Origin of the sequence: Flavobacterium sp. 102, from assembly GCF_003634615.1 — a bacterium.
In the GTDB taxonomy this organism is placed as follows: domain Bacteria; phylum Bacteroidota; class Bacteroidia; order Flavobacteriales; family Flavobacteriaceae; genus Flavobacterium.
In genome coordinates this window covers 631,306-645,680 of record NZ_RBKX01000001.1, presented here as the reverse complement: position 1 = coordinate 645,680, position 14,375 = coordinate 631,306, and the positions used below count along the sequence as shown (strand labels likewise).

The 14,375-nt window shown below is 37.5% G+C and carries 12 protein-coding genes; 3 read left to right on the top strand and 9 right to left on the bottom strand.

Annotation, left to right across the window (positions count from 1 at the left end):
- Positions 1-36 precede the first annotated feature (36 nt).
- The 7 genes from C8C84_RS02820 to C8C84_RS02790 form a co-directional block, all read right to left on the bottom strand.
- Positions 37-873, bottom strand: a complete 837-nt coding sequence (locus C8C84_RS02820; RefSeq protein WP_121312084.1) for an endonuclease/exonuclease/phosphatase family protein — start codon at positions 871-873, stop codon at positions 37-39.
- A gap of 149 nt (positions 874-1,022) precedes the next feature.
- Positions 1,023-1,784, bottom strand: a complete 762-nt coding sequence (locus C8C84_RS02815; RefSeq protein ID WP_121314951.1) for a succinate dehydrogenase/fumarate reductase iron-sulfur subunit — start codon at positions 1,782-1,784, stop codon at positions 1,023-1,025.
- A gap of 45 nt (positions 1,785-1,829) precedes the next feature.
- On the bottom strand, positions 1,830-2,204 hold the full coding sequence (locus C8C84_RS02810; RefSeq protein WP_121312083.1) for a four helix bundle protein: 375 nt from the start codon (positions 2,202-2,204) through the stop codon (positions 1,830-1,832).
- Positions 2,205-2,225: 21 nt separating this feature from the next.
- Positions 2,226-4,235, bottom strand: a complete 2,010-nt coding sequence (locus tag C8C84_RS02805; RefSeq protein WP_121312082.1) for a fumarate reductase/succinate dehydrogenase flavoprotein subunit — start codon at positions 4,233-4,235, stop codon at positions 2,226-2,228.
- An 18-nt stretch (positions 4,236-4,253) separates the two neighbouring features.
- Positions 4,254-5,093 (bottom strand): succinate dehydrogenase cytochrome b subunit, encoded by an 840-nt coding sequence (locus C8C84_RS02800; RefSeq protein ID WP_121312081.1) that lies wholly within the window; start codon positions 5,091-5,093, stop codon positions 4,254-4,256.
- A 161-nt stretch (positions 5,094-5,254) separates the two neighbouring features.
- Positions 5,255-6,124, bottom strand: a complete 870-nt coding sequence (locus tag C8C84_RS02795) for a hypothetical protein (RefSeq protein ID WP_121312080.1) — start codon at positions 6,122-6,124, stop codon at positions 5,255-5,257.
- 85 nt (positions 6,125-6,209) lie between these two features.
- Positions 6,210-7,061: a ChaN family lipoprotein gene (locus C8C84_RS02790; RefSeq protein WP_121312079.1), complete on the bottom strand. Its 852-nt coding sequence runs from the start codon at positions 7,059-7,061 to the stop codon at positions 6,210-6,212.
- Positions 7,062-7,145: 84 nt separating this feature from the next.
- Here C8C84_RS02790 and C8C84_RS02785 point away from each other — a divergent pair, with 84 nt between their 5' ends.
- The 3 genes from C8C84_RS02785 (at position 7,146) to C8C84_RS02775 (ending at position 10,066) form a co-directional block, all read left to right on the top strand.
- Positions 7,146-7,751, top strand: coding sequence for a Crp/Fnr family transcriptional regulator (locus C8C84_RS02785; protein WP_233549710.1), 606 nt, complete (start codon positions 7,146-7,148; stop codon positions 7,749-7,751).
- 93 nt (positions 7,752-7,844) lie between these two features.
- Positions 7,845-9,137: an aminopeptidase P family protein gene (locus tag C8C84_RS02780; protein ID WP_121312078.1), complete on the top strand. Its 1,293-nt coding sequence runs from the start codon at positions 7,845-7,847 to the stop codon at positions 9,135-9,137.
- Between the two features lie 146 nt (positions 9,138-9,283).
- Complete coding sequence (locus C8C84_RS02775) at positions 9,284-10,066, top strand: alpha/beta fold hydrolase (RefSeq protein ID WP_121312077.1); 783 nt, start codon at positions 9,284-9,286, stop codon at positions 10,064-10,066.
- 49 nt (positions 10,067-10,115) lie between these two features.
- Here C8C84_RS02775 and C8C84_RS02770 read toward each other — a convergent pair whose 3' ends face one another.
- Both C8C84_RS02770 and C8C84_RS02765 read right to left on the bottom strand, forming a co-directional pair.
- Complete coding sequence (locus C8C84_RS02770) at positions 10,116-12,875, bottom strand: PD-(D/E)XK nuclease family protein (protein ID WP_121312076.1); 2,760 nt, start codon at positions 12,873-12,875, stop codon at positions 10,116-10,118.
- Positions 12,876-12,938: 63 nt separating this feature from the next.
- On the bottom strand, positions 12,939-14,333 hold the full coding sequence (locus tag C8C84_RS02765; RefSeq protein ID WP_121312075.1) for an OmpA family protein: 1,395 nt from the start codon (positions 14,331-14,333) through the stop codon (positions 12,939-12,941).
- Between the last annotated feature and the right edge of the window lie 42 nt (positions 14,334-14,375).

Sequence of the window (14,375 nt, the reverse complement as noted above, 5' to 3'; positions counted from 1 at the left end):
TTGTTTGTTATGCGAAATATATAAAAATGCTTTTAATTAAATCTTGAGTTCGATATAAACCGGTAAATGATCTGACGGATATTTTAAGTCTTTGGAATCACTTAAAACGGCATACTTTTTTACTTTAAACGGATTCTCTTTGGATAAAAAGATATAGTCAATGCGTTTGGTTACGTTTTCGTTGTATTTAAAACCATTGAACGTTCCGATTGGTCCAAAAGGTTTTTCTTCTGAAATATCTCGGCTGTCAAGCATTTCTTTTTTCAGGTTGACAATTCGTTCTTCTGTTGGTTCCGAATTGAAATCGCCCATGAAAAAGATAGGGTAATTTTCGGTATTAAGTTCCTTCATTTTAGAAAGAATCAAAAGGATAGAATTGGTTCTTGCCAATTCACCCATGTGGTCTAGATGGGTATTGAAAATCCAAAAAGTTTGTTTGGTTTTGCTGTCTTTTAACAAAGCATAAGTGCAAACACGATTGAGTGCAGCATCCCAACCTTTGGAAATTTTATCAGGCGTTTCTGAAAGCCAAAAAGTGTTTTCTTGCAAGACTTTGAAACGGTCTTTTTTATAAAAAACATTGGATGATTCTCCTTTACCAACACCATCTCTGCCAATGCCGACATAACTGTAATTTGGTAGCAGAGTTGCAATATCTGTCACTTGATGAGGTAAAGCTTCTTGAATTCCGAAAATATCCGGTTCGTTAAAAGTAACTTGTGAAGCCCAATAATCTTTGCGATTCGGCCATGCATTTTCACCATCAGAAGCGACATCTAATCTTATATTGTAAGTCATTAACTTTAGTTTTTGGGCCAAAATTGGATTTCCAAAAACCAAAAGCAGTAACAATGAAAAGAGAAATTTTTTCATGCGAATTAAAGTCAAAGTTTGTTACTGTAAATATACTTGATTTGATTTTATGGTATAAAAAAAACGCATTCATTGATTTGAATGCGTTTTGCCCTTCGACTGTACTTCGTCTACGCTCAGCATAAGCTGCTCAGGGTGACAATATGAAATTATATTATACTCGCTTTTAAATATTCTCTGTTCATGCGAGCGATGTTTTCTAACGAAATGCCTTTCGGACATTCTACTTCGCAAGCACCCGTATTGGTACAGTTTCCAAATCCTTCTTCGTCCATTTGACGCACCATATTTAATACACGTTGGGTTGCTTCTACTTTTCCTTGTGGTAACAAAGCATATTGCGATACTTTGGCACCCACAAATAACATAGCCGAGCCGTTTTTACAAGTTGCGACACAAGCGCCACAACCAATACAAGCAGCGGCTTCAAAAGCCCTGTCGGCGTCGTGTTTTGGAACCGGAGTGGCATTAGCATCAATCGTTCTTCCGGAAGTATTTACCGAAACGAAACCACCGGCTTGTTGGATTCTGTCAAAAGAACTTCTGTCCACTACTAAATCTTTTACTACAGGGAAAGCTTTACTTCTCCATGGCTCGATGTAAATGGTATCGCCGTCGTTGAATTTACGCATGTGCAACTGACAAGTTGTTGTTCCGGTATCCGGACCGTGCGCTCTACCGTTGATGTATAACGAACACATCCCGCAAATTCCTTCGCGACAATCGTGGTCAAAAGCCACCGGTTCTTTTTTGGTGTTGATTAATTGCTCGTTCAATTGGTCTAACATTTCCAAAAATGAACTTGCAGTAGAAACATTATCTAATTTATAAGTTTCTATTTGACCTTTGGCTTTAGCGTTTTTTTGACGCCAAATTTTAAGGGTTATATTGATGTTTTTTGCTGCACTCATAATGTTTATTTTAGCCATTAGCCAAAAGGCAATAGGCATTAGTAGTTATTGTTTACTTGACTCTAATTTGTTTATAAAAGAATTTAGCATTTTACTTTCTTCTGTAATTTGATTCATTAATTCAGAAAATAAAGTTTCATTTTTAATGAATTTTAATCTTTTGGCAACTATCAGTTGGGTTTCTAACTCAAACAAAGAACCTCTTGAAATACTTACAAAATGAATATAACTTTGAGTTGAACTTCTACCATATCCTTCAGCTATATTTGAAGAAATTGAAATACAAGCTCTTTTTACTTGGCTTGTTAAAGCGTAAAGTTCTTCTTTTGGAAAATCTTCAACTAATTCATATAAATTAATGGCAATATCAATTCCTTTTTGCCAAATTATTAAATCTTTATATGATTTTATTTCACTCATCAACTATTGCCTGATGCCTAATTACTTATAATTTCTAGCTGCAATTTTGATAAACTCGTATTTCAATTCTTCTTTGTTCAGAATTTCTTGGCTGATGTCATAACCCATGTATTCCCAGGCACCAACAAACGCAAAATTTTCATCATCACGAAGCGTTTCTCCTTCTGAATCTTGGTATTCTTCACGGAAGTGACCACCACAAGATTCTTTGCGTTGTAAGGCGTCCATCGCCATTAATTGACCTAAATCAATAAAGTCGGCTACGCGAAGTGCTTTCTCTAATTCTGGGTTTAATTCGTCAGAACTTCCCGGAACATAAACGTCTCTATAGAATTCTTCTTTCAAGGCGGCGATTTCTCGGATAGCTTCTTGCAAACCTTTTTCGTTGCGGGCCATTCCGACTTTATTCCACATGATCAAACCTAAACGTTTGTGGAAATGGTCTACCGATTTAGAACCATTATTGTTTAAGAATTTATCGATTGTATCTTTTACGCTGTTTTCCGCTTCAATGAATTCAGGAGAATCAGTTGAAATTTTTCCGGTTCTGATTTCGTCTGTTAAATAATTCGAAACGGTGTAAGGCAATACAAAATAACCATCAGCTAAGCCTTGCATCAAAGCTGAAGCTCCTAGTCTGTTTGCTCCGTGGTCAGAGAAATTAGCCTCACCGGCAACGAAACAACCAGGGATTGTTGATTGTAAATTATAATCTACCCAAACGCCACCCATAGTATAGTGAACTGCCGGATAAATTTTCATTGGCGTTTCGTATGGATTCTCGTCTGTGATTTTTTCATACATCGCGAAAAGGTTACCATATTTTTCTTCCAACCATTTTTTACCCAATTTAGTCACTTCTTCTGCTGACGGATTGTGATTTCCTTGAGAATAAGCCGCTTGGCGACCTTTGGTTTGAATCTCGGTAGAGAAATCTAAGTAAACACCTTCGTTAGTGTCGTTAGCTTCAATGCCGTGACCTTCATCACAACGCTCTTTGGCAGCTCTAGAAGCTACGTCACGAGGAACCAAATTACCAAACGCCGGATAACGTCTTTCTAAGAAATAGTCTCTGTCTTCTTCTTTAAGTTGGGTTGGTTTTAGTTTTCCGGCACGAATCGCTTCTGCATCTTCTTTTTTCTTTGGTACCCAAATTCTACCGGAGTTACGCAACGATTCCGACATCAAAGTCAGTTTTGATTGGTTTACACCATGAACCGGAATACAAGTTGGGTGAATTTGCACAAAACAAGGATTCGCGAATAACGCACCTCTTTTGTGAATTTTCCAACCCGCTGTTACGTTTGAACCCATCGCATTGGTAGAAAGGAAATATACATTTCCATAACCGCCGGTTGCTATAATTACGGCGTGTGCCGAATGTCTTTCTAATTCTCCGGTAACCAAGTTACGAGCGATGATGCCGCGTGCTTTTCCGTCAACTTTTACCAAGTCTAACATTTCGTGACGGTTGAACATTTCAACATTACCAACGCCAATTTGTCTAGACAAAGCAGAATAAGCACCTAACAATAGTTGTTGTCCGGTTTGTCCTGCAGCATAAAACGTACGTTGAACTTGTGTTCCGCCAAAGGAACGGTTGTCCAACATTCCGCCGTAATCACGGGCAAAAGGAACACCTTGTGCTACACATTGGTCAATGATATTGGCAGAAACTTCCGCCAAACGGTGAACATTGGCTTCACGAGCTCTGTAATCACCACCTTTAATCGTGTCGTAAAATAATCGGTAAGTACTGTCGCCGTCGTTTTGGTAATTTTTGGCAGCATTGATTCCTCCTTGAGCAGCGATTGAGTGTGCTCTTCTTGGGGAATCTTGGAAACAAAATGCTTTTACATTGTATCCCATTTCTCCTAAAGAAGCTGCGGCAGAAGCACCGGCTAATCCGGTTCCAACAACGATTACATCGATTTTCGGACGGTTATTTGGAGCAACTAATTTTAAGTGGTTTTTATGGTTAGTCCATTTCTCTGAAATAGAACCTTCTGGTATTTTAGAATCTAACTTCATGATTTATACTGATGTTGATTATTTTAGAAAAAAGTGAATGTAAACCGGAATTGTAGCAAATAAAAGCGGAACAATAATCGCGAAAGCAGCTCCGAAACCTTTGATGACCGGTGTGTACTTTGGATTGTTTAAACCTAGTGATTGAAAAGCACTTTGGAAACCGTGAAGTAAGTGGAAAGCCAAAACAAACATCGCCAAAACATAAAGTATTGTTGCGATTAAACCGGTTTTAGCGTCTTTGAAGAAAGCCACCGTGATTTTATGTAAATCTTTATAACCTTCACCCATTTTTACACCAGCTTGGGTATTATAAAATTCTGTTCTGTTTCTGATTTCTAATCCCATTTGTTTCAATTGAATTGAATCTGTTGGAAAAAACTTTCCGTTATCAGTAGTGATGTAGTAATCCATCTTTTGACCCATTTGATCCACAGTGACGGTTTGCAATGGCATTTTTTCATCAAAATGCATCACCGCCCAAAAGTTAACCATGTGTGTTACAATAAAAACCAAAATCAAGGTTCCCAAAACGGCCATGTTTCTTGAAGAAAAACTACTGTTTTTGGAAGGATTGTTTTTGGCATAGCCAATAGGTCTTGCTTTTACATTTTGATAAGTCAATAAAAATCCATCGACTGCATGGAAAAGAATTGAAATGTAGGTTAGATAAGAAAGAAGTTTTACTGCCGGATTAGAGGTCATGAACAACGCATACTTGTTGAACGCTGAAGCATCGCTAAAAATTAATTGAAGATTTCCTGCTAAGTGACCTGCTAAAAACAAGCATAAAAATAAACCTGTAAGAGCCATCCAATATTTTTTTGCTAAGGATGACTTTAAAAGTGCAGATTTTGCCATAATTGTGTATAATTTGTTTAAAAAAATCACACAAAAATACACCTATTTGGTATTAACTACAACCTTTTCGCTCTAATTTATAATGAATTTAAAGTGAGATTAACACTTGTTGATTTTCAATTGTTTAAATGGCTTTTTTTGGTCAAAAAAATTAAACAAAACTATCTAACATAACTCGGAATCAAACCTCTTAATCCCATGTCGACAACATTTTCGCCAATAGAAGGTTCAAATTTTCCGTCAGCGGTAACTTCGTGCCACTCAAAACTGTTGTTAATTGACAACGAAAGAGTAATCACAATATCATCTGTTTCGTTTCCATTGATAACCAAATTGGAAGCAAATCTTCCGGTAACCACACAAGAACCTTGTGGAATAGGCGAAGTTGTTGCAATAGGATTTGGAACTGTAGTGGCATTAGCGGGTGCTTGGCCAGACGAAGAATAAGGTTGGTTGTTTAAGCCAAATGCCCAGTAACCCTGAGTTCTGTTGCCATCGACTTGAAAAATGTTATTGCCAATATTAAATTCGCTTATGTAAGTATTGTATCCAACAAAACTGGCTAAAGTTCCGGTATAATCAATATTTTGGTGTCGTATATTGATTTGGTAATTCTGATAAGACAAAGAAACACGCATCCATTCATAACTGCCGGAAGCGATTTCACTCAAAGGGATTTTTAGGAAAGTTTCACCTTCGGCTACTATTTTAGATTGATCAAAATCGATGGCCGAAGCACCTCCTAAATTGGTTTCAGGCGCATGATAAATAATCGTTCCTTGACCAATTTGTGTGAAAGCATTTGGAGCCAATTCCATGTAATGAGCCGAAATAGTATTGAAAATTGGTGATTGAGCGGCATTTCCTGCTGCAACGGTTGAAGGTTGCCCTAAATTATTCAATCGAGCCTGATTTTCATCAAATTGGAATTTGATAATCAACATCGGTTCTTCAGGTGCATTATCACTGCTGCACGAAAAGAACGGCAGCGCGGCGATCAGGAAGAGTAAAAGGATATATGCTTTTTTCATTGGGTTTTGATTTTTTCCGCTACACTGCAAACAATTTGGCTGCGCTTTGGATGATTGATTTTTGATTGATTATGTTAAGACGATGTTAATGTGTTTTTGTTACATCTTCATCTATAACGAGAATATAGTCTGCTTTATTATAATCTTCGGGCATTATTTTTTCTAAATCTTTTTGTTCCAATGTAGCAATGGTGATTATTTGCAGATTTGGCGTGTTTTTTTTCAGATACCAATTGATGCCTTCAAAATTGTCGGAATGATAAGTGCCGTTGTAGTGAATGAAAATACTTCCGTCTTTTAAATTCTTTTCGATAAAATAAGCCATCGTCGCATCTTTACTGGCTTGCGCTTTCGGCATATTCGGACTCGCATGATCGCCCATCATTTTCATCATGTTGACATAACCCGGCAAATTTTCATCATAAGCGATTGGCAAAGGTGCAATCCATGCTTTTTCTTCAGCAGTCAATGTTTCTAAAGCGTCAAATCCTTTTTTAGAAACCGCAGCCGCATATCTTCGGGGAATATTTGTGGCGATAAAAGGCAATTTGTTTTCCTTAGCAAAATCAACCAAAGGTTTATAATCAGTTTTATAATTGGGCCAAAGTCGGGCAGTCGTATCCAATTGCTTTTGGTTAATTTCTCCTTTCAAATATTGGTCTAATGGCGCCTGATTGTCGGCTTCAATCATTTCTGCACCAAGAACTAGCGGCTTTTTTACAGCTAAATCTTTCGTTAGTTCCAATTGTAACCAATGCACCACTGAATTATTATGGTATTCGCCAAACAAAACCACTTGCGATTTTTCGGCAGCCTTCAGAAGTTTGGCATAAGTCGTCTTTTTGCCTTTCTTGTCAAATAACTGATAAGCCTTTTTGTCCTGAGCATTAAGTCCAAAACATATCAAAAATGCGATGAATAACGTAACCTTTTTCATGGTATTAATTTTGCTTAAAATTATTCATTAATCGTTGAATAAAAAAATGTGTCCCAAAAAAGAATATTTTTGTTCTCAATACTTATGAAAACTCAAAACAATAATTCGGCTTTTTTAGATTATTTGCGTCATTTTATGAATGATTCAGATAAGCATTTGGAACAATCACTGACCGAAATTGCCAATCACTTCAAGATTTTGTCTTTAAAAAAGAACCAATTTTTAGTCGATGAAAACCAAGTTTGCCCTTATTTCTGTTATGTTGAAAGTGGCATTTTGCAACACGCCATTTTAGTTGATGATGAAGAGAAAACCACCTATTTAGCCATGCGAAATTCGGTTACATCGTCTTTAAATAGTTTCCTCAATACAATTCCGTCCAGAAAAAGCATTAAAGCACTAGTCGATTGCCAACTTTGGGTAATTGATTTAGAGTCTTTCAACTATTTGTTAGCCAATAACCAAGCGTTTCATCAATTTTATTACAATTTAATCGAAAGACAGATCATTTTGATTGACGATTATCGCATCGATTTACTGACGTTAACGCCGGAAGAACGCTACAAAAAATTATTAGTCACTGAACCCAAACTTTTGCAAGAAGTGCCGCTGCATTATTTGGCTTCTTTCCTCGGTATTTCCAATCGCCACATGAGTCGCATTCGAAAAACATCGGTTAACAAAAAATAACGCCATTTGGCTACTTATCGCTTTAGAGGAATCCGTAATTTTGGTAAACTAAATCTAAGAAGTCTAACAATCCAATAATCCAATAATCTAGACATGAAATACCATCAAATAGACCGCGATTTGTTTGTAAAAAACAGGGCCAAATTCACGGCACAAATGAAACCGAACAGCGTGGCTGTTTTTAATTCAAATGACATCTATCCGGTTTCTGCCGATAGTTCTTTACCTTTTGCACAGCACAGAGATATTTTTTACTTGTCGGGTGTTGACCAAGAAGAAAGCATCTTATTGCTTTTTCCGGATGCGCCTTACGAACATTTGAAACAAATTTTATTTCTAAAAGAAACCAATGAACACATTGCGATTTGGGAAGGCGAGAAGTTGACGAAAGACAGAGCATTTGAAGTGTCCGGAATCAAATCGGTGATTTGGTTACAGGATTTTCACAAGACTCTGAAAGAAGTGATGACCTATGCCGAAACGATGTACATCAACACCAATGAGCATTACCGTGCGAGTATTGAAACTGAAACTCGTGAAGCGCGTTTTGTCAAATGGTGGAAAGAAAACTATCCGGCGCACAAAGTCGAAAAATCAAACCCAATTTTACAAAGATTGCGTTCGGTAAAAGAAAGCGAAGAATTGGATTTAATCCAAACCGCTTGTGACATTACTGAGAAAGGGTTCCGTAGAGTGCTAAACTTTACCAAACCTAACGTAATGGAATACGAAATCGAAGCCGAATTCGCTCACGAGTTCCTCAGAAATCGTTCCAAAGGATTCGCCTATACGCCAATCATCGCTTCGGGAAACAATGCCAATGTATTGCATTATATTGAAAACAACCAACAATGTAAAGCAGGCGATTTATTGCTGTTGGACGTTGGTGCGGAATACGCCAATTACTCCAGCGATATGACCAGAACGATTCCGGTTTCGGGGAAATTCAGTGACCGACAAAAAGCAGTTTACAATGCGGTGTTACGAGTAAAAAACGAAGCGACTAAAATGTTGGTGACCGGCAATTATTGGAAACAATACCACGTTGAGGTTGGCAAAATCATGACTTCGGAATTGCTTGGGTTAGGTCTAATCGACAAAGCCGATGTACAAAACGAAAATCCGGATTGGCCGGCATATAAAAAATATTTCATGCACGGAACGTCACACCACATGGGATTAGACACGCACGATTACGGATTGTTGCACGAAGCTATGCAAGCCAATATGGTGTTCACCGTAGAACCTGGAATTTATATTCCGGCAGAAGGTTTCGGCATCCGATTGGAAGATGATGTCGTGATTCAGTCAACCGGAGAACCGTTTAACTTGATGCGAAATATTCCGATTGAGGTGGAGGAAATTGAGAGTTTGATGAATGCTTAGTTAAGGGAAAAGGGATTAGTAAAAAGGGATAAGACGACTCACGTTGGTGGGTCGTCTTTCTTTACCATATAAGTCATTTAAGTTAATTTAAGTTTTTTATATGGAACTTAAATGTCTTATATGGTTAAAAAACTATTTTTGCATCTATGAAAACCATCACCTATAAAAACACCAAAATTTCATTTACCGACGAAGGTAAAGGTACAGCTGTGGTTTTATTACACGGTTTTCTCGAAAACAAAACGATGTGGAAGGCTTTTGTGCCCGAACTTTCGAAGAAACACCGCGTCATTACCGTTGATTTATTGGGTCATGGTGAAACCGAATGTCTCGGTTATGTGCATGCGATGGAAGACCAAGCCGATATGTTGTTTGCCTTATTTATGCATCTTAAAGTTCGGAAAGTAGTTCTCGTTGGGCATTCTATGGGCGGTTATGTGGCTTTGGCTTTCGCCGAATTGTACCCCGATTTTATGAAAGGTTTGTTTTTGCTGAATTCAACTTCTCGTGCGGATAGTGACGAACGCAAATTGAATCGCGATAGGGCAATCGTTTGTGTTAAGCAGAATTATGGTGCTTTTGTGAGCATGTCGATTGCCAATTTGTTTAGTGAAGACAATCACGAACGCTTAGCCGACGAAATCGAAAAGGTAAAAGAACAAGCTTTGAAAACACCTTTGCAAGGTATTGTTGCTGCATTAGAAGGCATGAAAATCCGAAAAGACCGTGAAGTAATTTTACATTTTGCGCCTTATCCGATGCAGTTGGTTTTAGGTCAAAAAGATGGTGTTTTACACTACGAAGACAGTTTGGAACAAATTGAAGGAACGAAAGTCGAGTTGACCACTTTTCCAGATGGACACATGAGTCACATTGAAAACGAGGCGGCATTGATGAAAGTGTTGTTGGGTTTTTTGAAGAAGGTATAAACGCCTTAGTGCTCTTGGCGTAATGCCTTTGCGACCTTTGCGGTTCAAATCAATTTATTTTCTCCTCAAAAGGTATCTCCAAATCAAAAATTTCCTGAAGCAAAACTACAATCTGTTCTAAATAGGCTTCCATAATTTCAGGCGAAATGACTTCGGTTACTTCTTTATCTTGTTTGAAATTAAAAGGCAAAAATCCGGATTTTAAATTTTTAAACGAAATGATTCCGGCTTCAATTTCTCTGCCTTTGGCTTGTTCTTCAAACATAAAAGCGTACGCCAAAATCTGAATGATCTTGTCGTTTTTGATATCTTCGGTTAAGCCTTTCCAGTCTTTTAAAGTGACGCTTTTTTGCTCGACTTTCCCCGTTTTATAATCAATGATTCTGATTTTGCCGTTGCGGATTTCAATTCGGTCCACGTTTCCTTTGATTAATACCGGAAATGGCAAACGCATGTCTTCTAAAGTTCTTTGAAAGGTTTCTTCTAAAGCGATAATTTGCACTTCATCACCTTTTTCTAAATTTTCTAATTCGAGTTTGAGAAAGTTTAACACATTGCGTTTTGCGACTTCAAAAGCCAACAAGTTTCTGCCTTTTTTGATTTCGCCTTCTTTGTACACTTCTTTGAATTGGGTCAACACTTCGTCATCTATCTTTTTGAAGCAACTTTCGATATCGATTTTGGTTAAAATTCTTCCGATAAACGGTTTGTACAAAGCTTCTAAAGCACCGTGAATAATGGTTCCTAAAGTATTCACTGCGATATTCTCTTCGACTTCATCGGTTTCCGAAATACGCAACACTCGTTGAAAATAAAATTGAATCGGATTTCGGATATAGGTCGTTAAGGACGAAGGCGAAAAACCATTGGTAGCAATTTCGCGCAAGCGTGTTATAACACTTTCTGTTTTTGGAACTATAATGGGTTGGTGTGCAATATTGGGCACATCGGGATTGAAATATTGAAAGGTTAAGTTGTGATTGGGTTGTTTTTCGACTTCCAATTGGGTAATGAAACGGCTTTTTTCGCCGGCATCAAAACCATCGCTATCGGCATTGTAAATCAGGTAAATGTTTTTGGCGCGTTGTAATAAATGGTAAAAGTGATACGTGTAAATCGCGTCTTTTTCTTTGTAAGTTGGCAACCCTAATTCGCGTTTCACATCATAAGGAATAAACGAATTGGTGCTTTTTCCTGCCGGAAATTTGCCTTCGTTGACCGAGGTGATGATTACGGTTTCAAAATCGAGCACACGACTTTCCAAAACGCCCATGATTTGCAAACCGTTTAATGGTTCGCCTTCAAAAGACACTTCGGCAACTTCAATCACTTGTTTGTAAATGGCGTGTAATGTTTTGATGTCGTCTATGTTTTGGTGTTCGCCAAAATAAGAAATCATCTTGTTAATTACTTTGAATACGGAATAGACAAAGGCATTTGTGATTTTCTCTTCTTCGTTGTCGTAACTCAGATTCGCTTTAATTTGGAGTAAAATTTGAGATAGATTTTCTAAAACCGCTACCGAGTTGGTGTCCCATTTTTGGAACAACATTTTGAATAAGGCATTGTCATTAGGGTATAATTCCTCGAGTTTTTTATGTGTAATAAAAGTGTAATTGTTTTTGTTGATTCGGTTGACCAATTCGCCGGCATAGACATAAGGTTCAATCAACGGATGCGTCAAAATATCGAGTACATCTTTGTAATACATCACATAACTGCTCGGATTTCTTGACAAAGCATTGGAATGCAGTTTGAATAGTTTGGCGATTAATAATTGCGCAGGATTGTTTTTGCTCGAAAATCCCATCGTGACATTTAAGGCGTTAACGGTATTTGGTAACGAATGCAAAATCGGTAATAATAAATTTTCTTCTCCTAAAACTACGGCTACGTTTTGCAGATTTGAATCATTTTCTCTAATATATTTATCGATTATGCTTCCGGCAATTTTGGCTTGACCGATAGATTTGGAAGTCGCAATGACGTGAATGTTTTTCGCTTCGGTAAAATCGTTTACAATCCACTCATAAGGATGTGTTTTGTAGTAAATCCATTCCGATTTAAATTTCCTTTGGAACAAACCCGCATCATGGAAAGAATCATAAAGTAGTGTTTCGTCAATATCCCAATAGATTTTGGCTTTGTCTAAGGCCAATAAATGTTGGATTATTTTTTCTTCGGCTTGGTTCAAAGCATTAAAGCCTGCAAATATAAATTGGTTGGTGTTGTTTTCTGAAAAATGATTTAAATTTTCAACGGCTTCTCGATAAATTAAACCTTGATAGCCAATGCCTTTGTTGAGCAAATAATCATAAAGAGATTGGTAATATTCAGGAAGTTTTTTCCAGAAGATTAAGTAGTTTTCAATGAGTTCGGTGCGTTTTTCAATATCAACAGCCCAATGTTCAATTTCCTTGATGTTTTCCAGATACTTTAAAACTTTGTTGGGCTGAAGTAGGTAACGGTCAATTTCGTTAAAATCTTGTAATAGTGTTTTAGCCCAGTTGGCAAAGGTTTCGAAGGATTCTTGTTTGTCTTTTTCGGTAACAGAAAGATAGACGTCATAGAATTCGAAAAGCAGTTCAACACTATCTATGGAGCGAATGCCTGCAACATCTTGAATGAAATCTTCAATGCTGATGATTTCGGGAGCGAAGACATTATTGGGTACTGATTCCTTTAGTGCTGCAAGCAAAAAAACTTTGGCTCTTTTGTTGGGCAAAATTACCACCAAATCCAATAAATTGTTGGAATGGGTTTTCAGAATTTCTTGCGTGAGTTGGTAAAGAAATGTTGGCTTTGACATTCTATAAAAATAAAAAAACGCCCCGAATTTCGGAGCGTTTTTTAGAAATATTTTGAGAAGAAATTATTTTACTAATTTCACTTCAACTCTTCTGTTGTTAGCTTTACCAGCTTTAGTTTTGTTAGTATCGATTGGTTTAGCCTCACCGAAACCAGCTGAAGACAATCTTGAAGAAGCAATACCGTTTTCAATTAAATAATTTTTAACGGCTGCAGCTCTGTTTTCAGAAAGTGTTTGGTTAGCAGCATCTTTACCATCGCTATCAGTGTGACCTTCGATTGAGAAGTTAGAGTTTGGATACTCTTTCAAGATAGCTACAATTGCTTGTAATACTGGGTAAGTTTGTTGTTGGAATGAAGCTTTACCGCTATCAAATAAGATAGTTTTAGCATAGTCATTTAATCTTTTGATAGCTTCTTCAGTAACTTCAGGACAACCATTGTTAGCAACAGTACCTTTAACATCAGGACATCTGTCATCTTTGTCTAATACATTGTCACCATCTCTATCTGGCCAAGGACAACCACCATTTTCTTTAGGACCTTTAACGTCTTTACATTTGTCCTCTTTGTCTTGAACTCCGTCACCGTCAGTATCAGGACAACCACCGAAAGCTTTTAAACCAGCCACTTCTGGACAAGCATCAACATTATCAGCAATTCCGTCACCGTCAGTATCAGGACAACCATTGAATTCAACCGGACCAGCGATATCTTTACAAGCATCTTTGCTGTCTTCAATTCCGTCACCATCAGTATCAGGACAACCATTGAATTGTTTTAAACCAGCTTCTTCTGGACAAGCATCATCTTTATCATAAATTCCGTCTCCATCTTTGTCAGAACCTCCAAATTTGAAAGTAAGACCTGCAAAATGTTGCATGTGCGTTGGCATATCTTCACGTAAATCTTCGAAAGAATGTTTGTAAGTAGAACGAACAGATAAACCGATGTTTTCAGTAAACCAATAAGTTAAACCTAAACCTCCGTTTACAGTACCGGCACTCATGTCGTCACCAATCCAAGTGTAACCTCCACCAGCGTGAATAGATGGGTCAATTTTTTTAGATCCAATTAAACTCATCAAACTGTAGTTGATAACACCATCAACAGCGTAATAGTTCAAATCGCCAGGATTTACAACTTCGTATGGTCCATCGCCAACTCTTGGCAATACATACCTGTTAATTTTGTTAAGGGAACCTGTAATTCCGAAAGAGAAATTACCGCCAACGTATTTAGATACGTTTACAAAAGATACTGAAGGTAAAATGTTCCAGTTGTCATTAGCATTAAAATACTGAGAGAACTGATCCTCTAATTTTGATGCAGCGCTTACTCTTGTATCTACTGCGTTAGCCCCAAACGATATAGCCCAAGGGTTGTTGCTGTCTTGAGCTTGAGAGCTGAAACCAGCCAACATTAGCATAGCAACGAATAATTTGTTAAGATGTTTCATACTTAATTTGATTAGATTATAATAATTATAATGAAGCAAAAG